This is a genomic window from Afipia massiliensis (genome assembly GCF_014203115.1).
In the GTDB taxonomy this organism is placed as follows: domain Bacteria; phylum Pseudomonadota; class Alphaproteobacteria; order Rhizobiales; family Xanthobacteraceae; genus Afipia; species Afipia massiliensis.
The window spans coordinates 921298-944931 of record NZ_JACHIJ010000002.1; the positions used below are offsets into that span (position 1 = coordinate 921298).

At 61.8% G+C, this 23634-nt stretch carries 26 protein-coding genes; 12 read left to right on the plus strand and 14 right to left on the minus strand.

The annotated features are described in order from the left end of the window. Window positions 1-5 precede the first annotated feature (5 nt). The 3 genes from HNQ36_RS09400 to HNQ36_RS09410 form a co-directional block, all read right to left on the minus strand. Window positions 6-980 (minus strand): NADPH:quinone oxidoreductase family protein, encoded by a 975-nt coding sequence (locus HNQ36_RS09400; RefSeq protein ID WP_184084007.1) that lies wholly within the window; start codon window positions 978-980, stop codon window positions 6-8. 109 nt (window positions 981-1089) lie between these two features. Further along, complete coding sequence (locus HNQ36_RS09405) at window positions 1090-1701, minus strand: 2-hydroxychromene-2-carboxylate isomerase (protein WP_184084009.1); 612 nt, start codon at window positions 1699-1701, stop codon at window positions 1090-1092. A 33-nt stretch (window positions 1702-1734) separates the two neighbouring features. Next, on the minus strand, window positions 1735-2430 hold the full coding sequence (locus HNQ36_RS09410; protein WP_184084011.1) for a glutathione binding-like protein: 696 nt from the start codon (window positions 2428-2430) through the stop codon (window positions 1735-1737). A 152-nt stretch (window positions 2431-2582) separates the two neighbouring features. On the opposite strand from HNQ36_RS09410, the gene HNQ36_RS09415 reads away from it, so the two are divergent. Beyond that, window positions 2583-3605 carry a methionine synthase gene (locus tag HNQ36_RS09415; protein ID WP_184084160.1) on the plus strand — a complete coding sequence of 341 codons (1023 nt, stop codon included), beginning with the start codon at window positions 2583-2585 and terminating at the stop codon, window positions 3603-3605. A 3-nt stretch (window positions 3606-3608) separates the two neighbouring features. Here HNQ36_RS09415 and HNQ36_RS09420 read toward each other — a convergent pair whose 3' ends face one another. The 4 genes from HNQ36_RS09420 to HNQ36_RS09435 form a co-directional block, all read right to left on the minus strand. Next, a complete protein-coding gene (locus HNQ36_RS09420) occupies window positions 3609-4304 on the minus strand; it encodes a DUF2270 domain-containing protein (protein WP_184084013.1) in 696 nt (231 codons plus the stop codon). Window positions 4305-4393: 89 nt separating this feature from the next. Next, complete coding sequence (gene gpt, locus HNQ36_RS09425; RefSeq protein WP_184084015.1) at window positions 4394-4897, minus strand: xanthine phosphoribosyltransferase; 504 nt, start codon at window positions 4895-4897, stop codon at window positions 4394-4396. 20 nt (window positions 4898-4917) lie between these two features. Further along, entirely contained in the window at window positions 4918-5334 is a 417-nt protein-coding gene (locus HNQ36_RS09430) for a PaaI family thioesterase (RefSeq protein ID WP_184084017.1), read from the minus strand. A 21-nt stretch (window positions 5335-5355) separates the two neighbouring features. Next, the gene (locus HNQ36_RS09435) at window positions 5356-6090 is read right to left on the minus strand and encodes a competence/damage-inducible protein A (protein WP_184084019.1); all 735 of its coding nucleotides are present in this window, start codon (window positions 6088-6090) and stop codon (window positions 5356-5358) included. A 257-nt stretch (window positions 6091-6347) separates the two neighbouring features. Here HNQ36_RS09435 and HNQ36_RS09440 point away from each other — a divergent pair, with 257 nt between their 5' ends. The 6 genes from HNQ36_RS09440 (at window position 6348) to HNQ36_RS09465 (ending at window position 12319) form a co-directional block, all read left to right on the plus strand. After that, a complete protein-coding gene (locus HNQ36_RS09440; protein WP_184084021.1) occupies window positions 6348-7763 on the plus strand; it encodes a circularly permuted type 2 ATP-grasp protein in 1416 nt (471 codons plus the stop codon). A 3-nt stretch (window positions 7764-7766) separates the two neighbouring features. Beyond that, window positions 7767-8711 carry an alpha-E domain-containing protein gene (locus HNQ36_RS09445; protein ID WP_184084023.1) on the plus strand — a complete coding sequence of 315 codons (945 nt, stop codon included), beginning with the start codon at window positions 7767-7769 and terminating at the stop codon, window positions 8709-8711. A gap of 176 nt (window positions 8712-8887) precedes the next feature. Then, window positions 8888-9712: a transglutaminase family protein gene (locus tag HNQ36_RS09450; RefSeq protein ID WP_184084025.1), complete on the plus strand. Its 825-nt coding sequence runs from the start codon at window positions 8888-8890 to the stop codon at window positions 9710-9712. Window positions 9713-9968: 256 nt separating this feature from the next. Beyond that, complete coding sequence (locus HNQ36_RS09455) at window positions 9969-10715, plus strand: proteasome-type protease (RefSeq protein ID WP_184084027.1); 747 nt, start codon at window positions 9969-9971, stop codon at window positions 10713-10715. A gap of 73 nt (window positions 10716-10788) precedes the next feature. Beyond that, window positions 10789-11532 carry an SDR family oxidoreductase gene (locus HNQ36_RS09460; protein ID WP_184084029.1) on the plus strand — a complete coding sequence of 248 codons (744 nt, stop codon included), beginning with the start codon at window positions 10789-10791 and terminating at the stop codon, window positions 11530-11532. A 10-nt stretch (window positions 11533-11542) separates the two neighbouring features. Then, complete coding sequence (locus HNQ36_RS09465) at window positions 11543-12319, plus strand: NAD(P)H-dependent oxidoreductase (RefSeq protein ID WP_184084031.1); 777 nt, start codon at window positions 11543-11545, stop codon at window positions 12317-12319. A 41-nt stretch (window positions 12320-12360) separates the two neighbouring features. On the opposite strand, the gene HNQ36_RS26655 is transcribed toward HNQ36_RS09465, so the two are convergent. The 4 genes from HNQ36_RS26655 to HNQ36_RS09480 all read right to left on the minus strand — a co-directional run bounded on the left by HNQ36_RS26655 (window position 12361) and on the right by HNQ36_RS09480 (window position 17141). Further along, window positions 12361-13707, minus strand: coding sequence for a putative bifunctional diguanylate cyclase/phosphodiesterase (locus HNQ36_RS26655; RefSeq protein WP_430641355.1), 1347 nt, complete (start codon window positions 13705-13707; stop codon window positions 12361-12363). After that, window positions 13596-14903 (minus strand): MHYT domain-containing protein, encoded by a 1308-nt coding sequence (locus HNQ36_RS26660; protein WP_430641356.1) that lies wholly within the window; start codon window positions 14901-14903, stop codon window positions 13596-13598. Before HNQ36_RS26660 ends, HNQ36_RS26655 begins: the two co-directional genes overlap by 112 nt. 284 nt (window positions 14904-15187) lie before the next feature. Continuing rightward, on the minus strand, window positions 15188-16591 hold the full coding sequence (locus HNQ36_RS09475; RefSeq protein WP_184084033.1) for a glycosyltransferase family protein: 1404 nt from the start codon (window positions 16589-16591) through the stop codon (window positions 15188-15190). A 55-nt stretch (window positions 16592-16646) separates the two neighbouring features. Further along, window positions 16647-17141, minus strand: a complete 495-nt coding sequence (locus HNQ36_RS09480) for a cupin domain-containing protein (RefSeq protein WP_246395347.1) — start codon at window positions 17139-17141, stop codon at window positions 16647-16649. Here HNQ36_RS09480 and HNQ36_RS26165 point away from each other — a divergent pair. Further along, window positions 17074-17295 (plus strand): hypothetical protein, encoded by a 222-nt coding sequence (locus HNQ36_RS26165; RefSeq protein WP_246395348.1) that lies wholly within the window; start codon window positions 17074-17076, stop codon window positions 17293-17295. The two genes, HNQ36_RS09480 and HNQ36_RS26165, sit on opposite strands and share 68 nt — an antisense overlap. A 58-nt stretch (window positions 17296-17353) precedes the next feature. Here HNQ36_RS26165 and HNQ36_RS09485 read toward each other — a convergent pair whose 3' ends face one another. Continuing rightward, a complete protein-coding gene (locus tag HNQ36_RS09485; protein ID WP_210311958.1) occupies window positions 17354-18775 on the minus strand; it encodes an aminotransferase-like domain-containing protein in 1422 nt (473 codons plus the stop codon). A 105-nt stretch (window positions 18776-18880) separates the two neighbouring features. Between HNQ36_RS09485 and HNQ36_RS09490 the strand changes: the two genes are divergently transcribed. Further along, entirely contained in the window at window positions 18881-19744 is an 864-nt protein-coding gene (locus HNQ36_RS09490) for a DMT family transporter (protein WP_184084039.1), read from the plus strand. Window positions 19745-19800: 56 nt separating this feature from the next. Here HNQ36_RS09490 and HNQ36_RS09495 read toward each other — a convergent pair whose 3' ends face one another. After that, window positions 19801-20115 (minus strand): usg protein, encoded by a 315-nt coding sequence (locus HNQ36_RS09495; RefSeq protein ID WP_184084041.1) that lies wholly within the window; start codon window positions 20113-20115, stop codon window positions 19801-19803. Between the two features lie 292 nt (window positions 20116-20407). Here HNQ36_RS09495 and HNQ36_RS09500 point away from each other — a divergent pair, with 292 nt between their 5' ends. From HNQ36_RS09500 to groL, 3 genes are all read left to right on the plus strand, one after another. Then, complete coding sequence (locus HNQ36_RS09500; RefSeq protein ID WP_184084043.1) at window positions 20408-20965, plus strand: DUF1353 domain-containing protein; 558 nt, start codon at window positions 20408-20410, stop codon at window positions 20963-20965. 170 nt (window positions 20966-21135) lie between these two features. Next, window positions 21136-21453, plus strand: coding sequence for a co-chaperone GroES (locus HNQ36_RS09505; protein ID WP_046826933.1), 318 nt, complete (start codon window positions 21136-21138; stop codon window positions 21451-21453). Between the two features lie 57 nt (window positions 21454-21510). Beyond that, a complete protein-coding gene (groL, locus tag HNQ36_RS09510; protein ID WP_184084045.1) occupies window positions 21511-23154 on the plus strand; it encodes a chaperonin GroEL in 1644 nt (547 codons plus the stop codon). 71 nt (window positions 23155-23225) lie between these two features. On the opposite strand, the gene HNQ36_RS26665 is transcribed toward groL, so the two are convergent. Beyond that, window positions 23226-23558, minus strand: a complete 333-nt coding sequence (locus tag HNQ36_RS26665) for an RloB domain-containing protein (RefSeq protein WP_430641359.1) — start codon at window positions 23556-23558, stop codon at window positions 23226-23228. Window positions 23559-23634: the final 76 nt, after the last annotated feature.

Below are 23634 nucleotides of genomic sequence, written 5' to 3' on the forward strand. Positions count from 1 at the left end.
ACAGCCTACCGCATCGTGAGGACCACGCGCCCGATGGCGCGGCGGTCCATCAACAACCGCATCGCCTTCGCATAATCTTCCAGCGGCAGGCGATGCGAGATGTTTGGACTGATGCGACCCTCCTCGGCGAGCCGTGTCAGGTCCGCAAGGCGAACAACGCCAAGCGAAGGGTCCTTGCGCACCGCCTCGCCCGCGCGCACGCCAAGCACGCTGGCACCCTTGATCAGCACCAGATTTGTCTTCGCCGCGCCGACGCCGCCGGTGAAGCCGATCACCAGCAGGCGTGCGCCCCACGCGATGCAGCGCAGGCTGTCCTCGAAGATCTCGCCGCCCACCGGATCGAACACGACATCGACGCCGCGCCCTTCCGTAATGCGCTTCACCGCGTCCTTGAACGGCTCGCGTCCGTAAAGCACGACATGGTCCGCGCCGCGCTGCCCTGCGACGGCCAGCTTCTCTTCGCTTGACGCGCACGCGATAACGATTGCGCCGAATACCTTGCCGAGTTCAACGGCTGCGAGCCCGACGCCGCCGCCAGCGCCGTGCACAAGCAGCACCTCACCCGGCTTGATCTGCGCACGATCCTTCAACGCGTGATACGCCGTGCCGTGCGCCGCGAGGAACGTCGCGCCCTGCGCGTAATCGAATGTTGACGGCAGCGGCGTGAGTTGATCGGGCGTGACGACAATTTCATCGGCGTAGCAGCCGAACCGCGCCTTCACGATCACCCTGTCGCCCGCGCGAACGCCATCCCCCCCCGCGGCCTCGATCACCTCGCCGCCCGCCTCCATGCCCGGCGTGAACGGCAGCGGCGGCTTCAACTGATATTCACCCGCCGCCATCAGGATGTCGGGGAAATTCAGCCCGGCCGCATGGATCGCGACACGTATCTGCCCCGGCGCGAGCGTGGCGCGCGGGACATCTTCCAGCTTCAGGGATTCAGGCGGCCCAAGCTCGCGGCAGACAACGGCGCGCGGCATTAGTTTCTCCGCTCATTCCCGCGCACGCGGGAATCCAGTTCTTTGCTCTGGGTCCCCGCTTCCGCGGGGACGACCGGAGACAATACGACCGTTCGCCCCACAATCATTGTCACGCCGTCTTCTTCTTCCGCATCAGCGCGGCGCGGATCAACGGCAGGCGGTCGTTGCCGAAGTACATGTCGGTCTTGTCGAGATAAATCGTCGGCGAGCCGAATGCGCCGCGCGCGATCGCCTCATCGGTGTTGGCCTTGAGCTGATCCTTGACGGACTGCTCGGCGATGCCCGCGAAGAATTTTTGCGGATCGAGACCGACGCGCTCGCAGATTTTCGTCAGCACCTCGTCCTTGGAGACATCCTGATCGTCGCCCCAATAGGCTTCGAACACTGCCGTGGCGAACGGCAGCAGCTTGCCCTGGCTGTCCGCCCAGATACACCCGCGCATCGATTTCACCGCGTTCACCGGGAACACCGTCGGCGGCATCTTGATCTTGATGTTCGCAAGCCGCGCCCAGTCCGCCATGTCCTTCGCCGTGTAGGCCTGCTTCGCCGGCACCGGATTGGCGCGCGTCTCGTACATCGTCTTGTTGACGGTGTTGAAGATGCCACCGACCAGAATCGGCCGCCATGTGATCTCTGCGCCAAGCTCCTTCGCAAGCGGCTGGATGTTGGTGAACGCCAGATACGTCCACGGGCTGGAGCAGTCGAAGAAGAACTCGATCATGATGGCGTTTCCTGTTTCGTCTTTTGTTGTCGTTTATTGTGCCTGCTGCGCGGCCTTGCCGAACATGTTCTTGCGCTGCTCCTCGGTGAACGGCGTCTTGTCGAATTTTCCGACGGCAAGACCCTTCTGCACCTCCGGCCGCGCACGGACGTCCGCGTACCAGCGCTTGATGTGCGGAAAGTCGTCGAGCGTGAATCCCTGCGCCTTGTGGGTCATGGTCCAGGGGAAGCACGCGATGTCGGCAATGGAATACTCATCGCCCGCGACATAGGCGCCGGTCTTGCCAAGCTGCCGGTCGAGCACGGCATAAAGCCGCGAGGCCTCGTCGCGATAGCGCTGGATCGCGTAGGGAATTTGCTCGGTCGCATAGAGCGCGAAGTGACCGTGCTGACCGAGCATCGGGCCGAGCCCGCCCATCTGCCACATCACCCACTGGATCACCTTGAAACGGCCGCGCACATCCTTCGGCAGAAAGCGTCCAGTCTTCTCCGCCAGATAGATCAGGATCGCGCCGGTCTCAAACATCGGGATCGGCTCACCGCCGTCGGCAGGCGCACGGTCGATGATCGCGGGGATGCGGTTGTTCGGGCTGATCTTGAGGAACTCGGGCTCGAACTGTTCGCCGGTCCGGATGTTCACTGGAAACACCGTGTAAGGCAGCCCCAGTTCTTCCAGCATGATCGAGATTTTCCACCCGTTGGGTGTCGGCGCGTAATACAGTTCAATCATGCCATGGTCCGTGTCTGGATAAGCGAGGCCGAACGGCCGCACGCAATCCTAGCGGCGTCTCCAGCCACATTCCATCCCGCAAGCGCGAACAGCTTGTATGCGACGGCCAGGACATGGCAGATAAGCGTGCAACCAAGAAGAACGGAAGCGCCATGCTGTTTCAAACGACCATCGCCGGCTCATTGCCGAAGCCCGAATGGCTGGCCGAGCCCAATACGCTGTGGGCGCCCTGGAAACTCAAGGGCGCGGAACTGGTCAACGCCAAACGTGACGCCACGCTGCTCGCGGTGAAAATCCAGGAAGACGCCGGGATCGATCTCGTCACCGAGGGCGAACAGGCGCGGCAGCATTTCGTGCATGGATTTCTGGAGCGCGTCGAAGGGATCGATTTCGCCCACAAGGTCGAAATGGGAATCCGCAAGGATCGCTACAAGGCGATGGTGCCGCAGGTCGTTGCACCGTTGCAGCTGAAGGGCCGAGTCCACGCCGATGAAGCGCGCGCCGCGCGGGCGCATACGACGCGCAAGCTGAAATTCACCCTGCCCGGCCCGATGACCATCATCGACACCCTCGCCGACAGTTACTATGGCGACCGCGTGAAGATGGCGTTCGCCTTTGCCGATCTGCTGAACGCCGAAGCGAAGGCGCTGCAGGCCGACGGCGTCGACATGATCCAGTTCGACGAGCCCGCCTTCAACGTGTTCATGGACGAGGTCAACGACTGGGGAATCGAGGCGCTGACGCGCGCCGCGCAGGGCCTCACCTGCCAGACCGCCGTTCACATTTGCTACGGCTACGGCATCAAGGCCAACACCGACTGGAAGGAATCGCTCGGCGCAGAGTGGCGGCAGTACGAGCAGATCTTCCCGGCTATCGACAAGAGTCCGATCCAGCAGGTTGCCATCGAATGCCGCAACTCGCATGTGCCGCTGGAGCTTCTCGGCCTGCTCAAGGGCAAGGTCGTGCAGGCCGGCGTGATCGACGTCGCCAGCGACACGGTCGAGACGCCCGAAGATGTCGTGAAAACCATCGAAGCCGTGATGAAGTTCGTGCCGAAGGACAACATCGTCGCCACGACCAACTGCGGCATGGCGCCGATGCGCCGCGACATCGCGGAAGCAAAACTCCGCGCGCTCGGCGCGGGCGCGAAGCTGGCGCGGGAGAAGCTGGGCTAATCCCTATCCCCGCGCAAGATCCAGCAGCCGGTCGCTTGCCGGACGTGGCGGCCGCGAGCGCCCAGCGCCCCTTCGGCTGCGATATGTGACCATCGCGATGGTGATCCATGTGGCATGGAAAACAAGTCCGGCGAGCAGGACAAGCTGGCCGGGGATCGGCCCGATCGTTGCGCGCGCAAACAGTTCGTGCAGCGAGGCGACAGGCTCCGGATGGATCAGGAGCTTGCCGAGATAGGCCGTGACCTGGATCGCGAAAATCCAGCAATAGTTGTTGCGAAGCCGCCGGCCGATCGCCTCGAGGTAGCTGATGTGAAGGTTAGGCGCCTTGTAGTCCTGATAGAGAATCTCGTTCCAGCCATTCGCGGTCTGAACGCCCTCGCCCCTCAGAATCGGTCCGAAGAACTGGACTTCAAGCACGTGCGCCCGCATGCGCCAGAAATCAAAAAAGCGGTAACGCCGCGCTTCGATGAACAGAAACGTGGCGACCAGCAGCCCCACCAGCACCAGCGGCAGAGGCGAAGCGTGCTCGCTGCTGAACGTCAGCGACAGCGCGATGCCGGTGGTCAGCACCGCCCAATTGGTCGTGGCGTCGAGCCGGGTGCGCCAGACCGTACTGCGGTAAAGTTCGCCGCGATACAGATGCGACAGCGCGGTGATATCGGACGAGTCGAACGCACGCTTGTTTCCGGTCTCGGTCATGGTCCCGATCCTTCACATCCAGATCATCGATGACCGCACGATACGACGCTGACTGATCGCATTCTACCGCGTTCGGCTGTTGCGCCGCACTACGCCGCGCCGTCCCGGATCGGCGGCTGGAACGACAGCCCGGTATCCCACGGAAAGAAGATCCAGGTGTCCTGCGACACTTCCGTGATGAAGGTATCGACCATCGGCTTGCCTATCGGCTTGGCGTAGACCGCCGCGATGTGCGCCTGTGGCACCAGATCGCGCACGATGCGCGCGGTCTTGCCGGTGTCGACCAGATCTTCGACCACCAGCAACCCCTTGCCAGTGCCGCCGCCGAGCCGCGCCACCGCGTCGGAGATTCCCTTCAGTAAGGTCGGCTCGCCCTGCGAGGTATGGTCGTAGCTCGACACGCACAGCGTATCGATGACACGAATACCGAGTTCGCGCGCGATGACCGCCGCAGGCACGAGCCCCCCGCGCGTCACCGCGATCATGGCTTCGAACGGTCCCGCCCCGCTCAGCCGCCACGCCAGCGCCCGCGCATCGCGGTGAAACTGGTCCCACGACACCGGAAACGGCTTTCGCGCGCTCTCGTCACTCATCGTAGCCATCTCCGCTCATGTCACATTTTCCGGACCATCGCTGTCGCGGTGCCAGTCGCAACGAGCTTGTCGTCCTGAAACAGCTCCCCAGCCAGATGGAGAATGTCCTTGCCTTGCTTGGTGACCCGCCCTGCTCCCCGAAGCTTGCCGATTTTCGCCGGGCGGTGAAACTGGACGTTGATCGCGAGCGTCGGCGCGAACTCTCCCACGCTCAGCAATGTCGCCGAGGCAAGACCCATGCAGTCATCCAGCATCGCGGACAGAAAGCCGCCCTGCACGATGCCAATCGGGTTGGCGAACTCCGGGCGGCCCTCGAACCCGAGCTCGACCGTATGCGCGTCGAGATCGTAGCCGATGATGTCCAGGCCCAGCGTCTTGGCGCATTCCGGCGTCGGGACTTTCCCGGCAGCGATCGCCTCGAAAAATCGCTCGCTCATGACATGACCTTCCCGCAGCAACTACTTTGCGACCTTGAGGTTAGCCAGCATGGCTTCCACGTCCGTCATTGCGGCGCGCAGCTTGGCCTCGTCGCGCGAGCGCACCACGACGTTGGTGTTAGGCTTGCCGTTCTCGTCAAGGAACGGATAGCTGCCGATGCTGGTGTCGGGATGCGCTTCCTGAATGGCGCGCAGCGGCGTGCCGATATCGCCTTCCCGAGCATTGGCGCGCACCGAATCCGACAGCATCCGTATACCGGACTTCAGCTTCGGCGAAATGATGTCCATCATCGCCTGCATGATCGACGGCACACCGGCCATCACGATGACATTGCCGATCTTGAAGCCGGGAGCGAGGATGGTCGCGCTCGTGATCAGCTCCGCCCCGTCCGGGATACGTGCCATCCGCAACCGTGCCTCGTTCAGGTCAGCGCCGAAACGCTCCTCGAAGCGGGCCACCACCTCGGGATGGAGATCGATCTTGACCCCGAACGCCTTGGCTACGCTGTCTGCGGTGATGTCGTCGTGGGTCGGCCCGATGCCGCCCGTGGTGAAGACGTAGGTGTAGCGTTCGCGCAGCGCGTCGAGCGCCTCGATGATCGAGTCTTCCTCGTCGGCCACGACCCGCACTTCCTTCAGGTCGATGCCGATATTGGTCAGGTATTCGGCGATGAAGCCGATGTTCTTGTCCTTGGTGCGCCCGGACAGGATTTCATCGCCGATCACGAGAATGCCGGCGGTGACGATCTCACTCATTTTGTCTCTCCTACCTGTCCCGGAGCGGACGTCCGGGGCCGCCCACAGGTACGCCAGGAACTTTGGCGCACACAACGCATTGAAGTCACGAGCTTTTGCCGCATCTCTGGGCAGCCGCCCGCTCGTTTTTCAGGCAGATCGACGCAAGGTCCCGTCAATTGCCCGCAGGCAATGCATATCGCGCTGGCCCAACCCTTGCTACCATCAGTTTGAGCAGCGGGACGGACCACTAGGACCTGAAAGAAGCGTACTGGTTTATGGCAGTTGCCTTCGATGAAATGAATGGACCGGGCGGCGCTCTTCGCTCCGCCTATCACGAACTCTCCCTCTGGCTGAAGGAGACCCCTCCGGACGCGCTGGAATACCGGCGTCAGGAGGCCGAGCTGCTGTTCCGGCGGATCGGCATCACCTTCGCGGTCTACGGCGAGGCCGAGTCCACCGAGCGGCTGATCCCATTTGACGTCATCCCCCGGATCCTGTCCGGCAAGGAATGGACGACGATGGAAAAGGGGCTGAAGCAGCGCGTCAAGGCGCTCAACATGTTCCTGAGCGACATCTATCACGGCCGCGACATCCTCCGAGCCAAGATCATTCCCGACGATCTGATCTTCCAGAACCCGGTGTTCAGGCCGGAGATGAACGGCCAGGACGTCCCGCACGACGTCTATGTCCACATCGCCGGGATCGACATCGTGCGCGTCGACTCCGAGAACTTCTACGTGCTGGAAGACAACGCCCGCACGCCGTCCGGCGTGTCCTACATGCTGGAAAACCGCGAAATCATGATGCGGCTGTTTCCGGACCTGTTCGCGCGGCATCGCGTGGCGCCGGTGGAGAACTATCCGGATGAACTGCTGGCAGCGTTGCGCTCGGTGGCCCCCCTCACCTCGAAGGCCGAACCGACCGTCGCCCTGCTCACGCCCGGCATCTACAACTCGGCGTACTACGAACACTCGTTTCTAGCCGACAAGCTTGGCGTCGAACTGGTCGAGGGCCGCGACCTCATCGTCAAGAACGACGAAGTGTTCATGCGCACGACCGAGGGACTGAAACGCGTCGATGTGATCTACCGCCGCGTCGATGACGACTTCCTCGACCCCCTCACCTTCCGCCCCGACTCTGTGCTCGGCGTTCCGGGCCTGATGTCGGCTTATATCGCCGGTAACGTCACGCTCGCCAACGCGGTCGGCACCGGTATCGCCGACGACAAGGCGGTCTACAGCTACATGCCGGACATCGTGAAGTTCTATCTCGGAGAAGAGCCGATCCTGAAGAACGTCCCGACCTATCGCTGCCGCGAGCCGAAGGACCTCTCCTACGTGCTCGACAACCTCAAAGACCTCGTCGTCAAGGAAGTGCATGGCTCCGGCGGCTACGGCATGCTGATCGGCCCCGCTTCCACCAACGAGATGATCGAAGCCTTCCGCGCCAAACTGCTGAAGGAGCCGGAAGGCTTCATCGCACAGCCGACGCTGGCGCTGTCCACCTGCCCAACCTGCACCGCATCGGGCCTTGCGCCGCGCCACGTCGATCTACGGCCGTTTGTGCTGACCGGCAAGGATCACGTCACCGTGGTGCCCGGCGGTCTCACCCGTGTGGCGCTGAAGGAAGGTTCGCTCGTGGTCAATTCCAGCCAGGGCGGCGGCACCAAAGATACGTGGATACTCGAGTAACGCATGCTGTCGCGCACCGCAGAAAGTCTCTACTGGCTGGCCCGCTACGTCGAACGCGCGGAGTATCTCGCGCGCACCATCGAGGCGACGCTACGCGCCACCGCGCTGCCCGATGCCTATGTCGGCAAGAGCAACGAATGGGAATCCGCGCTGCTCACCGCGGGCATCGACGACATCTTTTACAAGTTTCACGAAGAGGCCAACGAGCGCACCGTCGTCGACTTCCTGTCGTTCTCGCTCGACAACCCCTCCTCGATCCGCAACTGCATCGAGAATGCGCGGCTGAATTCACGCTCGGTGCGCACCGCGCTGACCTCTGAGATGTGGGATACCATCAACGGTGCGTGGATCGAGTTGCACGCGAAATGGCCCAAAGGCGCGAAGACGCGCGAGGACCTGACGAAATTTCTCCGCTTCGTGCAGGAAACCTCACTGCGGTTCGACGGCTCCGCCTACCGGACGATGCTGCGCAACGATGCCTACTGGTTTTCGCGGCTCGGCCTGCATCTGGAACGCGCCGACAACACCGCGCGTATTCTCGACGTGAAGTATCACGTGCTGCTGCCTGAGGAAGAGCATGTCGGCGGCCCGCTCGATTACTATCAGTGGACCTCGATCCTGCGTTCGGTCTCGGCGCTCACCGCCTACCACTGGGTCTATCGCGAAACGCTGAAGCCGTGGCTGATCGCGGATCTGCTCATTCTCAATGAGTCGCTGCCGCGCTCGCTGGCGAGCTGCTACGGCAATCTCGTGCGCAATCTCGACCAGATCGGCGTCGCCTACGGACGGCAGGGCGCGGCGCAACGCCACGCGCGCGGCGTTCGCAACCGGCTGGAACATGCGCACATGGACGACCTGTTCCAGCGCGGCCTGCACGAATTCATCCAGGAATTCATTGCGGACAATGCCCGGTTGGGCGATACCATCTCGAAGCAATACCTGATCTGATGCGACCCGGATTCCATTGATGCCATCATGGCCGGGCATAGCCGTTCGAAGAACGGCGTTCTAAAGAACGCCTATGTCCCGGCCATCCACGACTTGCTTCGGAAAGCCGCAATAAAAAAGACGTGGATGCCCGGCACAAGGCCGGGCATGATGAAACTCAAATTGTTTGACACGCCATGCGCCTGAAAATCGCCCACACCACCACATACCGCTACGAGCCGCCGGCGACCGGCGTGATCCAGATTCTGCGCATGACGCCGGGCAGCCATGACGGCCAGTATGTCGCCGACTGGCAGATCGACGTCTCCACCGATACGCGCCTCGACGTGCATCAGGATGCCTTCGGCAACGTCACGCACGTGCTGACTCATGGCGCACTGTCGGACCTGACCATCCATGTCGAAGGCCTGATCGAGACCCATGACACCGGTGGCGTGGTGCGCGGCACCGACGAGCGATTCCCACCGAGCCTTTTCCTGCGCGCCACGCCGCTGACCGAGGTCAACGCAGCGATGGCGAAGTTCGCCAGCAACCTTTTCAGCGACGCGGCCGGCGACACGCTGGGTTTCCTTCATGCGCTGATGCTTCAGATCAACGATCACATGACGTTCGATACCGATCCGACCCACGCCGGAACATCCGCCACAGAAGCTTTCGCGCTCAAGCGCGGCGTCTGTCAGGATTACGCGCACATCTTCATTGCCTGCGCCCGCAGCGTTGGCGTCCCGGCCCGCTACGTCTCAGGGCATCTGCTCCGCTCCGACGGCATGGTCGCGCAGGATGCGGGGCACGCTTGGGCGGAAGCTTACGTCGAGCGGCTCGGCTGGGTCGGGTTCGATGCAACCAACGCCATCTGCACCACGGAGTCCCATGTCCGGGTCGCAGTCGGTCTTGACTACCTGAGCGCTGCTCCGACGCGCGGCACCCGTTACGGCGGCGGCACGGAGACGCTGGAAGTCGCCGTCAGGGTCGATCAGGCCGGACGGCAGAGCCAATCGTGACGGTTTCATTCGTCTGACGGGCGTATGCCCGGCCGCTGGCCGGTTGCCCCACCCGCTCCAGCCGCGTAGAAATGCACGGTCTGGAGACCAGTGGAGTGGATTTGACATTCGCGACCCATTTGCAGAGGGTTCGCAACGCGAATGTCAAATCCAAAACTCCACTGGAAACTTATATTCGCTAGTGGTCCTTTGATTCTAACATTCGCAAAAGATCGCTGCTGAAACGGGATGCGAATGTTAGAACCGGACCACTAGTATGACCTATTGCTGCGGAATCCTCGTACGTGACGGGCTGATGATGATGGCCGACACCCGCACCAATGCGGGCCTCGACAACATCTCCACCTTCCGCAAGCTGCACGTCTTCAGCAATCCCGGCGAGCGGATCATGGCGATCGCCACTGCCGGCAATCTGGCCCTCACCCAATCCGTCATCTCGACGCTGAACGAAGGATTTGAAAACCCCGAGACCGGCGAACGTGAAACGCTGATGAACGCGCCGACCATGTTTCAGGCGGCGCAGCGCATCGGCCGCGCCATCCGGAGCGTTCATGCGCTCGAAGGCAGCGCGCTGCGCGCCGAGGATATTTCCTTCGACGTGTCGTTTCTGTTCGGCGGCCAGATCAAGGGCGCACGGATGCGGCTGTTCATGGTCTACACCGCCGGCAACTTCATCGAATGCACCACCGATACGCCCTACCTGCAGATCGGCGAGCACAAATACGGCAAGCCCGTGCTCGACCGCGCGATCTCCTATGACGTCGATCTGTATGACGCGCTCAAGGTCGGGCTGGTGTCGATGGATTCGACGATGCGCTCCAATCTCGGCGTCGGCATGCCGATCGACATTCTTCTGGTGCGTCCCGACGCCCTCGACGCCGACCTGAACTATCGCATCGAAGCGGGCGAGCCGTATTTCCACGATCTGCGCTCGCGCTGGTCGGCTGCACTGCGCGCCGCGCACCAGAACATCCCGCGTCCGCCTTACGGGAATACGAAATAACATTTGTCACAGCGGGTTTTCTGCCGTGACGGATGAAAGACCAAATCACGAAAAACAATAAAGGGAGAAACAGATGAAAGTTGCGATCGTCACCGGCGCCGGTTCCGGAATTGGACGCGCCTCCTCGCTGGCGTTGATGAAGGCCGGCTTCTCGGTGGTTCTTGCGGGGCGCCGCAAGGACGCCCTGGAAGACACCGCGAAGGCCGGCAAGGATCTCGGCAAGAGCCTCGTCGTGCCCAGCGACATGACCGATCCGGCCTCGATCGGCGCGCTGTTCGCCAAGACCATGGACGCATTCGGCCGCCTCGATGTCTTGTTCAACAACGCCGGCGTCGGCACACCGCCGGTGCCGCTGGAGGACATCAGCCTGCAGCAGTGGCAGACCACGGTGGCGACCAACCTCACCGCGCCGTTCCTGTGCACGCAGCACGCGTTCCGCATCATGAAGGACCAGACGCCGCGCGGCGGACGCATCATCAACAACGGCTCGATCTCGGCCTATGCCCCGCGTCCATTCTCCGCGCCCTACACCTCGACCAAGCACGCCATCAGCGGCCTCACCCGCGCCACCGCCCTCGACGGCCGCGCCTACGACATCGCCTGCGGCCAGATCGACATCGGCAACGCCGCAACCGAGATGACCGAACGCATGACCGGCGGCGTGCTTCAGCCGCGCGGCGATACGATGGTTGAGCCGCGCATGGACGTGCAGAACGTCGCCGACGCCATCGTGTTCATGGCGACGCGTTCGCTCGACGCCAACGCGCTGTTCCTCAACATCATGGCGACCAAGATGCCGTTCGTCGGACGCGGATAAAACACAGAACATGCGCGCTCACATCGTCGTCGCTCATCCCGAGCCGAAATCCTACAACGCACATCTGGCCGCGACCGGCCGCGAAGCGCTTGAACGGAAAGGCTGGTCGGTCACCGTTTCCGATCTTTACCAGATGGGGTTCGATCCCTGCGAGCGTCCGGAGCACTATCCGGCGCCGCTGGATCGCAGCCGCTTCGACGTGCAATCCGAACAACGCCACGCCTCCGCGACGCAAACCATCCCGCCTGACGTCGCCGCGGAAATCGCGCGGCTCGATCAGGCCGATCTGCTGATCCTGCAGTATCCGATGTGGTGGCATCTGCCGCCCGCGATACTCAAGGGATGGTTTGATCGCGTCTTCATTTACGGCGACGTCTACACCAGCAAGAAGCGCTTCGAGAACGGCCGGTTTGTCGGCAAGAAGGCGATGCTCTCGGTGACCGTGGGCACGAGCGAGGACACCTACGCCTATAACGGACGCAGCGGCGACATTGACCTGCTGCTGTGGCCGATCAATTTCTCCCTCGCCTACGGCGGATTTTCCGTTCTCGAACCATTCGTTGCCTACGGCGTCGAAGCCGGCTTGCGTTATTCCGATCCTGCAGCGGTGGAAGCGCGCCTGAAGGCGATCAGCAACGATTTTGCGACAACGCTGTCCCAGGTGGAGAAAATTCCGGCCATCCCGTTCAACCAGATGGCCCATTGGGGGAGCGACGGCAGGATCACGCCTGACGCTCCGGTCTACTCACCGTTCATTCGCCGCAAGCCGCTACTGCCGCTCGAGTGACGGCCGTGGGCGGGGCTGACGAACGCCCGAGGGGTCCCGTCTCAACCCGCTGCCGATTGAATCTTGCGTCGATCTTCGGCGGGCCAGTCGCGGGTAGCGACGGGTGCTGATACTGCCTCCGCCCCTACCATTTGCGCGATTTCGGCGGAACACTTCGGCCGGCTGAAGTAATAGCCCTGCATCTCGGTGCAGGCTTCTTCGCGAAGGATGTCCAGCTGTTCCTTCGTCTCGACTCCTTCCGCCGTGGTCGTCTTGCCAAGGCTGACGGCAAATCTCACCACGGCCCGCGCGATCAAACGCGACTCTTCCTTCGCACTCAGGAGCTCGTTGACGAAGCTGCGATCGATCTTGATCTTGTCGAACGGAAATTTCTGCAGAAAGCTCAAGGATGAATAGCCCGTTCCGAAATCATCCAGCGCAATTCGCACGCCGAGCTTGTGCAACTGACCGAGCGCCGCGAACACGGCCTCGCTGTCATGCATGATTGCCGTCTCCGTCACTTCGAGTTCAAGCCTTTGTGACGCAATGCCCGAAGCCGCGAGCGCACCAAAAACGACCGGGACCAGTTCCTTGCTTCTGAATTGAGCGGGCGACAGGTTGACCGCAACCTTGAGATCGGCCGGCCATTTCGCAGCTTCGGCGCACGCCGTCCTCAGAACCCACTCCCCGATGGGCACAATGAGGCCGGTTTCTTCCGCAAGCGGGATAAACTCCGCAGGCGAAACCAACCCGCGCTGGGGATGATGCCAACGCAACAGTGCCTCCAACCCGCTGATGTCGCCGCTCTTCAGATCGACAAATGGCTGATAGTGGAGTTCGAACTCACCGCTGACGAGTGCATGCCGCATGTCGCGCTCGAGATTTCGCCTCGCATGCATGCGCTGGTCCAGCTCGGGCTCGAAGAAATGGAACGTGCCGCGTCCGCTGCTTTTGGCGCGATAGAGGGCGAGGTCCGCCGCTTTCAAAATCTGATCGGAATTGATGCCGTCAGTTGGCGCGACGGCGATACCGATGCTTGTTCCGGTGATCACCTGATGATCACCAAGATCGAACGGCTCGGAGAGTGCCCGCTTGATCCTCTCGGCAAGAGCCGCAGCTTCGGCAACCGGCTTTGACATGTGCTCGATGACGGCGAATTCGTCACCTCCCAGACGGGCGATCAATGCCGTGTCTCTGATACACGTGCACAGACGCGCGGCAACAGCCTGCAGCAAAGCGTCGCCCGTTGGATGCCCCAGCGTGTCGTTGATCTCCTTGAAGCGGTCGAGATCCAGCATCAGCACTGCCAGATGCGGCCCTCCCCTGCGTGTGATGGAAAGAGCCTGTTCCAGCCGGTCCCGAAGCAGCACGCGATTCGGCAGATCGGTGAGCGCGTCATGCTGCGCCATATGGGCGACCCTGGCTTCAGACCGCCGTTGCTCGGTGACGTCGAGGTGCGTCGCAACCCAGCCGCCACCGGCTGCCGCGTGACGCAGATCGAACGGCCATCCGCGAGTTCTTCGATCCGGCTCGACGTTTCATTGCGAGGCAGCGCACCCAGCCTCGACATCACCAGCGTCGCAGCGCTCTCGCTGGTTTCGCCCTTGAGGATACCGTTGACGATGCGGTGCTTGATGATGTCATGGTGGGGCGTGCCCGTCTTCAACAGCTCCGGCGGCAGCCGATACATTTCGGCATAACGATCGTTGCAAATGACCAGCCGCTTTTCCGCATCGAACATACACAGGCCTTCGCCCATGTTGTTGATGGCGGTGTCCAGCCTGAATTTCTGATCCTGCAGTTCCTTTTGTGAGCTTTCATTCTGCTGCCGGGCGAGCGAAAGCTGGTCGATGATTTCTTCGAACCTGCGGGTGCGCAGCGCAAGGCGGCGATCTGCCAGCACACCGACAAAACTCATCCCGAGCACCGACAGGGCGACACCTGCAATGGCCAGGGCAAGCACCGCTGGAGAAAGCGATAGCGTGCCAGGCGTCAGCGTGGGATCTGGAATGATCTCGACCGCGCCCATGGCCGTGAAGTGATGAGCGACAATCGCAAGCGTCAGAAAGAGTGCGGCGTAAAGCGTTCCCCACCTGTCGCTCCGGCGTATCGCGACCAGAAGCGCGACATAGCCGAAGAGCAATCCGAGCACGATGGATGCCGCGACAAGGTCCAGCGACCACACCACGCGCCCCGGCACTTCGAGCGCCCACATGCCGAGATAGTGCATACTGGCGATGCCGGCGCCCATGATCCCGCCACCAATGGGTGCACGCCACCGGCTGGGGTCGTTTGCGGCAAAGGCCAAACCGCACGACGTCAATATCATTGCCGCAGCAAGCGACAGTGCCGTCAGGGCAATGCCGTAACCGGATGAAACGCCCGGCTCATAGGCGAGCATTGCGATGAAGTGCGTCGCCCAGACCCCGTATCCAAACACGGCTCCGGCGATTGCAATCCAGATCAGACGCGCCCTGGTTTGCGACGCGATGGCACGATGGAAAATGCTGACAGCGACGACGCTTGCGACGAAGCACACAAGCCCGGCGAGCAGGACAAGCCGCCAGTCGTGCTCGGTGGTCAGGCACGTAAGGGTACGGAACATGCATTCTGCCCAGTTTGTCCGCCTGACGAATACCCGACGATGTTTTCTACCTTGCTAACAAAATACAACTTATGGTGGCATGGTTACTGCATTTTAAATCATGGTTGTGCGAGCCCGGCCGCGACTAACGGATAAGGAGCAGCTCAGGGCAAGGAAGGCGCGTCGCACATGGATGGAGCAGAATGTTACCGACGCCATCGTATTCACGGCAACACGCTCGCTCGACGCCAACGCGCTGTTTCAACATCATGGCGATGCCGTTCGTCGGACGCGGATGAACTGTTCTAGTTGCGCGCAGCGACCGGCGGATCGCGCGTCGCAAACATATCGCGGTTCAGTGATTCCGCTCTCGTGGCAGGATCGGACCCGAAATTGGTTACTCCCCTGCGATCAAGCAACGCGCTCAGTTCTGCCTGGGTGAGTCGGCCCGTGTTGACGAACTGCTCGGTCTTGAAATCGTCGACCTCAAAAGGCTTTCCCGCCAGCCTGCAGACGATGTGGTTTTCGCAAAAGACCGTCCCGGGGATGCGAGCGACCTTTGCGGCTTCCGCATGCACGATGGCCGCGTGCTCCGGAAACTGCGCACGATAATTCGAATCAAAAAGGATCAGCGCGGGTTCGATCCGACCCGTCGCCAGCAACCGCACCGCAAGGATCGTAACGATCGCAGTACGAACGCCGGCGACGCCGAGGCGCGGTGCAAGCGGCAGACTGGCGGCATGGTTGTAGGCCAGACCGACCCCCACCGCAGTGGCGATCACAAGATCGAACTGCGCGTTGTCCATGACGGAATCGCCGGTCCACTGGATCAGATAGATCAGAAGTCCGATGCCGACGAACAGCATCGTGAAGCGGGCCGGCGTTTTCGTCCGCTCCCGCCAGCTCCAGACGATGCTGATCACCAGCGCCGGAGCCACCCACTGCAGCCGACCGAGCGCGATCAGCACGCGCTCAATGGAATAGGCGCGTGGCGATAGCATGTTGGCGAAAAACGTCGGATACGCCAGCTGGCACGACAGCAGGCCTGCGGAGATGACCAGTGCGACGATCACGAGCGGTCTGATCGCCTTTCGGCCGTCATGCAGCAACATCCAGATTAGAGCGGTGAGCGGCACAGCGACCACATTGTGCTTGAAGAACCCTGCAAACACCATCAGCAGCAGGGGCATGGTCGATGAAAATCCGCGGCCCCTGTTGTGCAGGAAACAGATCAGGCCGAGCATCATGATGAACTCGGCGAGCAGTTGCGGATCGTTGCGGCCGACATAGGAATTGAACGATCGGGCAAGGATCGCAACCACCCACAGACCCGCGAAGATCGATGCAAAACGCCCGCCGCCGAGTTGCCTGACCACAACACCGGTCTCGATGCCGATGCCGAGGGTCGCCAGGATCGACACGGCCCGGCCGACATAGAGCGGATCGCCGAACACCTTGCCGAGCGCCGCGATAAAATAGAAAGACAGCGGTGGATAGTTGTTCGCCACCAGTGCGTCAGCAGCGGGATAAAGTCCAGGTCCGAAAGCGAGGTCCTGGAAATAGGCGTTCCATCCATCGGTTGGGCCGATGTCCAACGGAAACCAAGCGCGCCACACCGGCCAGACCATGAAATAGGCGGCGATCAGCCCCATAATCGCCAGCAGTGCTACTTCGCGGATTCGGATTGTTGTCGTCGAGTCGCGAGACATCGCTACCGATGACTCGGAGAAATCTGGCCGGCGCCGAAGGCCCTGGATTTTCCGATCACAGTTCCACCGTTGCGAAATCCGCCGGCAGGATCACTTCAAGCAATTCGCAATCGTCCGAGTAGTCGCGGATCAGATGCTTGATGCGCGGCGGCTGCGTCCAGCTGCTGCCTTCGCGCATCATGATCTCGCCCTGGCCTTCGAGATAGGTTTTCACCCAGCCTTTCAGGACGTAGACCATCTGAAACTCGACACCGTGGAAATGCAGCTTCGAGACTTCCTTCGGATCGCACGGCCCGATCAGACGGATGACATGCGCACGCGCGAGCCCATGGGTGCCCTCCGCGATGCCGAGATCGCGGTACTGCGCATAGGCGCGCAGGCCGTCGGCACGAAAATCCTCCTCGCGATGGTGACTGACCACGAAGCGCTGCTTCGGGCGAACTTGTTTCATAGGCGCGCTTCGCCCGGCCGATGCACGCGGCTTGCCCGACTTGGCTTTGGTGCGGGATGTGGATGCGGCGGCCTTCTTGCGCGGCGCGGATTTTTTCAGGGCGACGGATCGCGCCGCTGACTTCGCCTTTGCAGACTTCGCTTTCGCCGATTTTGTTTTGGTGGATTTTGTTGTGGCCGATCTTGTTTTGACCATGCGTGCCTCCCTTTTGGCCAGCAGCATTCGTCGATGCAGCGTGGCCCGGAAAGACTAACCATTGCCCGCCGCCCAGACAATGATCGGCGGCCTGAAAGATCGCCGATCGAAATGCCCTACGATACCCGCCGCTCGGCGCCTTTCATCGCGGCCCGAAGCGTCGTGAAAACTCGCGGGTCCACGGATTGCGCGACGTTGAACCGCATAAAGCCGCCGGCGGTCTTCGACAGGCTGAACGCATTGCCGGGAGCGAGCACGACGTTGTCGGTCAGCGCGCGGCGCGCGATGTCCGCAGCGTCGATTCCATCCGGCAGTTTGCACCACAGGAACATGCCCGCCTGCGGCTCGATCCACGGAACGATGCCGATTGCTTTCAATCGCGCCGCCGTCTCGGCCCGTCCGCTGGACAGCCGCTGTCGTAGAGCCCCGATATGCTTGCGGTAACTGCCGTCCATCAGCAGCGTCTGCACCAGCGCAGCCGATAAACTGGCACCTCCGAAGCTGGTGGCGATCTTGAGATCGATCAGGCCGTCGATCCAGTCCGGCCGCGCAGCGATGAAACCACACCGCACGGAGGCGGACAGCGTCTTTGAGAAGCTGCCGATCTGGATGACGCGATCAAGCCCGTCGAAGGCAGCGAGCCTTGGGGCCGGAGTCACCTCGAAATCGGCGAAGATGTCGTCCTCGACGATGGTGAGATCGGCCTGATCCGCCAGCTTCAGCACACGATGGGCGACGACAGGTGACAACGTCGCGCCGGTCGGATTGTGAATACCGGAGTTGGTGATGTAGAGGCGCGGCCGATGCTCGGTGAGCGCTTGCGCGAACGCATCGGCGTCCGGCCCGGCTGGCGTGTAGGGCACGCTGATCACATTCGCCCGGTGCACGCGCAGCAACGCATGGAAGTTGAAGTAGCAGGGATCATCGACCAGCACCGTATCGCCGGGCTCGATGAGGAAGCGGCAAATCAGATCGAGCGCCTGAGTGCCGGATTCCGTCAGGATCACATTATCGGGCGAGACCTTGATGCCGTGCTCCCCCATCCTGCGCGCCAGCAGTTGCCGCAACGGCGGCAGACCGCGCGGCGTTCCATAGTCGGACAGCGCGGCTTCTTCCGCGCGCGAGATCGTGCGCAGTCCCCGGCGTATCGCTTCCTGCGGCATCCAACTCGCGGGAAGCCAGCCGCAACCGGGTTTCAGAAGGGTGTCGTCCGCCTCCAGCGACTGACGCGAAATCCACAGCGGATCGATTTCGCGGTCGAGCTTCGGGCCTATCAGCGCGAGCGACAGCGGCGCCAACGGCGCGGCCACGTAATAGCCGGAGCCGGAACGCGACCGGATGACGCCTTCCGCCATCAGCCGTTCATAGGCTTCGACGACGGTGGATTTGGAAACCTGCATTGTCACCGCGAAGGCGCGGATCGACGGCAGCTTTGCGCCCGGCGTCAGGCTGCGCGCGCCGATCTGCTGCCGGATCGCGCCCATGACGGTGACGATCAGCGTGTCGCCGTGCCCCTCGATGCCCGACCTTGGTTTCATCCGTACTGGCCGATCTTCCATAACAGTTCATCCCAATTGTACTGCAGTGTCTCTGGAATGACGACGGTCCTTTGTCCGATACAGGTCGAAAGAATGGAGACTTGGATGGACGAGACCACGCGCGGATGGATCAACGGCTTCGTGGGTGTACTGATCTTCAGCGGTTCGCTGCCGGCGACGCGGGTGGCCGTGATGGATTTCGATCCGGTCTTCCTGACCGTCGCGCGCGCCGCCATCGCGGGTGTCATGGGTCTGGCGCTTCTTCTCATGTTTCATGAGAAGCGTCCGGCGCGAAGCGATCTCGTCTCGCTGGTCATTGTCGCGCTCGGTGTCGTCGTCGGCTTTCCACTGCTCACCGCGCTGGCGCTGCAGTACATCACCTCGGCTCATTCCATCGTGTTCATCGGGCTGTTGCCGTTGTCGACGGCGATCTTCGCGGTATTGCGCGGCGGTGAACGCCCGGGGCCCGCGTTCTGGCTGTTCTCATGCATCGGCAGCGCGCTGGTGGTCGGCTTTGCAGTGGTTCAAGGCATCGCCGCCGCGCCGATCGGCGACCTCCTGATGCTGGCGGCTATCATCGTCTGTGGTCTGGGATATGCCGAAGGGGCGAAACTGTCGCGCACGCTTGGCGGCTGGCAGGTGATTTCCTGGGCGCTCGCGCTGTCTCTGCCGCTCACCGTGGGGCTGGCGCTTTACACGTGGCCGGTGTCCTTCGCTGGCGTGAGTGAACCCGCGTGGATTGGCCTGATCTATGTGTCGCTGTTCAGCATGCTGATCGGCTTCGTGTTCTGGTATCGCGGTCTCGCTCAGGGCGGCATCGCCGCCGTCGGGCAGTTGCAACTGCTCCAGCCCTTCTTCGGTCTCGCGCTCTCCGCCTCGCTGCTGCACGAGCAGGTCAGCCCGCTGATGATCGCCGTGACGGTCGCAGTGGTCGCCTGCGTCGCGGGTGCGAAGAAGTTCGCGAAATGATCCGCGACTGCGCGCTTACCGCTTTGCGGGGTGATGCACCCCGCAACGACACGCCGTCAGTGCAGCCGGAACAGACCGTCGACCGCCTTCAACTCCGCTGGCTTGATCAGCTTCGAGTGCGCGACGGTGACCGAGACCAGCGGCCCTTCGAGCTTGTTCTGCCAGAAGGTCAGGAAATCCTGCAGCGCCGGAAATTTCGGGAACAGGTCGTAGTTCTGCCAGACGTAGGATTGCAGCAGCCAGCGGTGATCGGGGCGCCGATAAAGAATTTCGGCCGTCGTCAGTCCGTAACCGGCGAGTTGCCGCTTGAAGTCCTCCGAGACAACGCCATGACAGGCAGCGTCCTGCGGGACCATCGCTTTCGAGATCATCAGAACCTCCTTGGCGGAGGCGATCGGCAAATATCGTGGCAACCGGTTTTGTCGAACGCGCTCGCACCCACTCTCTGTTGAGCGCGAAAGTCGCGAACCGGATTCCACGTCGCGAACAAACGCGCTACCTAAGAATCTGACGCAGTACGAAGCCTCATCACAAGCTTAAATGTTAAATAAAGTGTTGCCTTTCAAGGCAGTAGCAGCATGACACCGAGACTGCTGACAAAGCTGCTGCTGACAGCACGCCCTGCGCGTGCGAGTCTCGCTCTCGTCAATACGGAGCGGGGCCATGAGCCGTTTCACCGGCGAACTCACCATCACGCAGCTCGATGTCGATTACCGGACATGGCGGCTCGAACAGCCGCTGGTCTATGAGGTCGGCGACGAAAACTCGGGCCGCCTCATCGAGGTGTACAAGCTGTTCAAGACCGACGGCGCATCGGTCCCCCGCATCTTCTGGGCGTTTCTCCCGACCTGGGGCCGCTACAGCCGCGCCGCCGTGATCCACGACTATCTCTATAACGAATTGCGCCCCGGGACCCAGCCGCACCCGGAAGCCCCGACCCGGCAGCGTGCCGACGCGATCTTTCTCGAGGCGATGGAAGTATGCGGCGTCGGCTTCCTCACCCGATGGATCATGTGGGCGGCGGTGCGCACCTTCGGCTTCCTGTCGTTGCAGGCCGCCCGCGCGGTGGCCTGGAAAAACGACAAGCCGATGCCGGTGGAGGTCGCGCCCCGGCCGGAGCTGGACATTGTGCGCAAGGAGAAGGCCGCGACACCCCCGCCCACACCTCAGCCCCAGCCCCAGCCTCAGCCCCCGCCTCCGCCCCAGCCGCCGGCCCATTAACGATCCCGCAAAAATTGGCAGCCGCACCATCGGACTGCCAGTTTTTCTGCTAGAAGCCCTTGCCCGGCGCCCGCCATGGGCTTATGTCCGATGCAGTCGCGGTAGCACTCGCCTGCCATGACTGCTAAACTCGTAAAAACACAGCAATATCAATCTATTAGGAGGACTGCATGAAATTCCGTCCGCTTCACGACCGCGTCGTGGTCAAGCGTATCGACGCCGAAGAGAAGTCCGCTGGCGGCATCATCATTCCGGACAGCGCCAAAGAGAAGCCCTCGCAGGGCGAGATCCTCTCGGTCGGCCCAGGCGGCCGCGACGAGGCCGGCAAGCTGATCCCGATCGACCTGAAGGTCGGCGACATCGTCCTGTTCGGCAAGTGGTCCGGCACCGAGGTCAAGATCGATGGCCAGGAAGTCCTGATCATGAAGGAAAGCGACATCATGGGCGTCATCACCGGATTGCCCGCCACGAAGAAGAAGGCCGCTTAAGAGCGCCCTCTCTCATCCGAAATTCCAGAATCTTCCTGACACTCAAGGAAATCCAACATGGCAGCTAAAGAAGTCAAATTCGGCGTTGAAGCCCGCGACAAGATGTTGCGCGGCGTCGACATCCTCGCCAACGCCGTCAAGGTGACGCTCGGTCCGAAGGGCCGCAACGTCGTTCTCGACAAGTCGTTCGGCGCTCCGCGCATCACCAAGGACGGCGTCACCGTCGCCAAGGACATCGAGCTTGAAGACAAGTTCGAGAACATGGGCGCGCAGATGGTCCGTGAAGTGGCCTCGAAGTCGGCAGACGCTGCCGGCGACGGCACCACCACCGCGACCGTTCTGGCCCAGGCCATCGTCAAGGAAGGCGCCAAGGCAGTTGCGGCCGGCATGAACCCGATGGATCTGAAGCGCGGCATCGACCTCGCGGTCGAAGCGGTCGTTGCGGACCTCGTCAAGAACTCCAAGAAGGTCACGTCGAACGACGAGATCGCCCAGGTCGGCACCATCTCGGCCAACGGCGACAAGGAAATCGGCGACTTCCTCGCGAAGGCGATGGCCAAGGTCGGCAACGAAGGCGTCATCACGGTTGAAGAAGCCAAGTCGCTCGACACCGAACTCGACGTCGTCGAAGGCATGCAGTTCGACCGCGGCTACATCTCCCCCTACTTCGTCACCAACGCCGACAAGATGCGCGTTGAATTCGACGACGCCTACATCCTGATCAACGAGAAGAAGCTCTCCTCGCTGAACGAACTGCTGCCATTGCTGGAAGCCGTCGTGCAGACCGGCAAGCCGCTTGTCATCGTTGCTGAAGACGTCGAAGGCGAAGCTCTCGCCACCCTCGTCGTCAACCGTCTCCGCGGCGGCCTCAAGGTTGCCGCCGTGAAGGCTCCGGGCTTCGGCGACCGCCGCAAGGCCATGCTGCAGGACATCGCTGTCCTGACCGGCGGCCAGGCGATCTCGGAAGACCTCGGCATCAAGCTCGAGAACGTGACCCTGCAGATGCTGGGCCGCGCCAAGAAGGTGATGATCGACAAGGAAAACACCACCATCGTCAACGGCGCCGGCAAGAAGGCCGACATCGAAGCACGCGTGTCGCAGATCAAGGCGCAGATCGAAGAAACCACTTCGGACTACGACCGCGAGAAGCTGCAGGAGCGTCTGGCCAAGCTCGCAGGCGGCGTCGCGGTGATCCGCGTCGGCGGCGCGACCGAGGTTGAAGTGAAGGAGCGCAAGGACCGCGTTGATGACGCGATGCATGCGACCCGTGCGGCTGTTGAAGAAGGCATCGTGCCGGGCGGCGGCGTCGCCCTCCTGCGCGCTTCCGAGCAGCTCAAGCGCATCAAGACCCAGAACGACGACCAGAAGACCGGCGTCGAGATCGTCCGCAAGGCGCTCTCCGCTCCGGCCCGCCAGATCGCCATCAACGCAGGCGAAGACGGTTCGGTCATCGTCGGCAAGGTGCTCGAGAAGGAGCAGTATGCTTACGGCTTCGACTCGCAGACCGGTGAATACGGCAACCTCGTCTCCAAGGGCATCATCGACCCGACCAAGGTCGTTCGTGCGGCGATCCAGAACGCAGCTTCGGTTGCGGCTCTCCTGATCACCACCGAAGCCATGATCGCCGAAGTCCCTAAGAAGGGCGGCGCAGGCGGCGGCGGAATGCCTCCGGGCGGCGGCATGGGCGGCATGGACTTCTAAGTCCAGCCACTCAGGCAGGTACGAAATGCAAAACCCCGGCAGCGATGCCGGGGTTTTTGTCTTGAATTGATTTAAAAGATTTTCGCGATACCAAGCAGATGTCGGACAAGATCGCCAACATTTGTATTTGGATTATCTCCGGCACACCTTGAGCATTTCTCATAGTTCATCAGACCTTGTTGCAAAAGATTTTCGTCGTCCACGAACCGCCGAATGGCGGCGACATTGTTCTTGCGAAAATCTGGGTAGTGACCAGTTATTTTCTCTACAACTTGATCACATGCACTTTTGCCACCGGAGACCCCTTGGAAGGGAGCATTTGTGAACTCAAAATGCGAAAGAAGCCAATATTCAAAGCACGGTCGGGTATGAATTACTTTTACCTTTTGACCTGCACCCCTGATTGCCCTCGTTTATAAGTAGACTCTGTTCTGGTTTTCGTCCCTGTTTGAACGGTTGGCAAACTCGCTTGGTGTGAGC

Excerpts from the sequence above, each read along its gene's own strand:
- HNQ36_RS09400 (WP_184084007.1), bottom strand. The coding sequence starts at position 980 with ATGCCGCGCGCCGTTGTCTGCCGCGAGCTTGGGCCGCCTGAATCCCTG.
- HNQ36_RS09405 (WP_184084009.1), bottom strand. The coding sequence starts at position 1,701 with ATGATCGAGTTCTTCTTCGACTGCTCCAGCCCGTGGACGTATCTGGCG.
- HNQ36_RS09410 (WP_184084011.1), bottom strand. The coding sequence starts at position 2,430 with ATGATTGAACTGTATTACGCGCCGACACCCAACGGGTGGAAAATCTCG.
- HNQ36_RS09415 (WP_184084160.1), top strand. The coding sequence starts at position 2,583 with ATGCTGTTTCAAACGACCATCGCCGGCTCATTGCCGAAGCCCGAATGG.
- HNQ36_RS09420 (WP_184084013.1), bottom strand. The coding sequence starts at position 4,304 with ATGACCGAGACCGGAAACAAGCGTGCGTTCGACTCGTCCGATATCACC.
- gpt (WP_184084015.1), bottom strand. The coding sequence starts at position 4,897 with ATGAGTGACGAGAGCGCGCGAAAGCCGTTTCCGGTGTCGTGGGACCAG.
- HNQ36_RS09430 (WP_184084017.1), bottom strand. The coding sequence starts at position 5,334 with ATGAGCGAGCGATTTTTCGAGGCGATCGCTGCCGGGAAAGTCCCGACG.
- HNQ36_RS09435 (WP_184084019.1), bottom strand. The coding sequence starts at position 6,090 with ATGAGTGAGATCGTCACCGCCGGCATTCTCGTGATCGGCGATGAAATC.
- HNQ36_RS09440 (WP_184084021.1), top strand. The coding sequence starts at position 6,348 with ATGGCAGTTGCCTTCGATGAAATGAATGGACCGGGCGGCGCTCTTCGC.
- HNQ36_RS09445 (WP_184084023.1), top strand. The coding sequence starts at position 7,767 with ATGCTGTCGCGCACCGCAGAAAGTCTCTACTGGCTGGCCCGCTACGTC.
- HNQ36_RS09450 (WP_184084025.1), top strand. The coding sequence starts at position 8,888 with ATGCGCCTGAAAATCGCCCACACCACCACATACCGCTACGAGCCGCCG.
- HNQ36_RS09455 (WP_184084027.1), top strand. The coding sequence starts at position 9,969 with ATGACCTATTGCTGCGGAATCCTCGTACGTGACGGGCTGATGATGATG.
- HNQ36_RS09460 (WP_184084029.1), top strand. The coding sequence starts at position 10,789 with ATGAAAGTTGCGATCGTCACCGGCGCCGGTTCCGGAATTGGACGCGCC.
- HNQ36_RS09465 (WP_184084031.1), top strand. The coding sequence starts at position 11,543 with ATGCGCGCTCACATCGTCGTCGCTCATCCCGAGCCGAAATCCTACAAC.
- HNQ36_RS26655 (WP_430641355.1), bottom strand. The coding sequence starts at position 13,707 with ATGGCGCAGCATGACGCGCTCACCGATCTGCCGAATCGCGTGCTGCTT.
- HNQ36_RS26660 (WP_430641356.1), bottom strand. The coding sequence starts at position 14,903 with ATGTTCCGTACCCTTACGTGCCTGACCACCGAGCACGACTGGCGGCTT.
- HNQ36_RS09475 (WP_184084033.1), bottom strand. The coding sequence starts at position 16,591 with ATGTCTCGCGACTCGACGACAACAATCCGAATCCGCGAAGTAGCACTG.
- HNQ36_RS09485 (WP_210311958.1), bottom strand. The coding sequence starts at position 18,775 with ATGAAACCAAGGTCGGGCATCGAGGGGCACGGCGACACGCTGATCGTC.
- HNQ36_RS09490 (WP_184084039.1), top strand. The coding sequence starts at position 18,881 with ATGGACGAGACCACGCGCGGATGGATCAACGGCTTCGTGGGTGTACTG.
- HNQ36_RS09495 (WP_184084041.1), bottom strand. The coding sequence starts at position 20,115 with ATGATCTCGAAAGCGATGGTCCCGCAGGACGCTGCCTGTCATGGCGTT.
- HNQ36_RS09500 (WP_184084043.1), top strand. The coding sequence starts at position 20,408 with ATGAGCCGTTTCACCGGCGAACTCACCATCACGCAGCTCGATGTCGAT.
- HNQ36_RS09505 (WP_046826933.1), top strand. The coding sequence starts at position 21,136 with ATGAAATTCCGTCCGCTTCACGACCGCGTCGTGGTCAAGCGTATCGAC.
- groL (WP_184084045.1), top strand. The coding sequence starts at position 21,511 with ATGGCAGCTAAAGAAGTCAAATTCGGCGTTGAAGCCCGCGACAAGATG.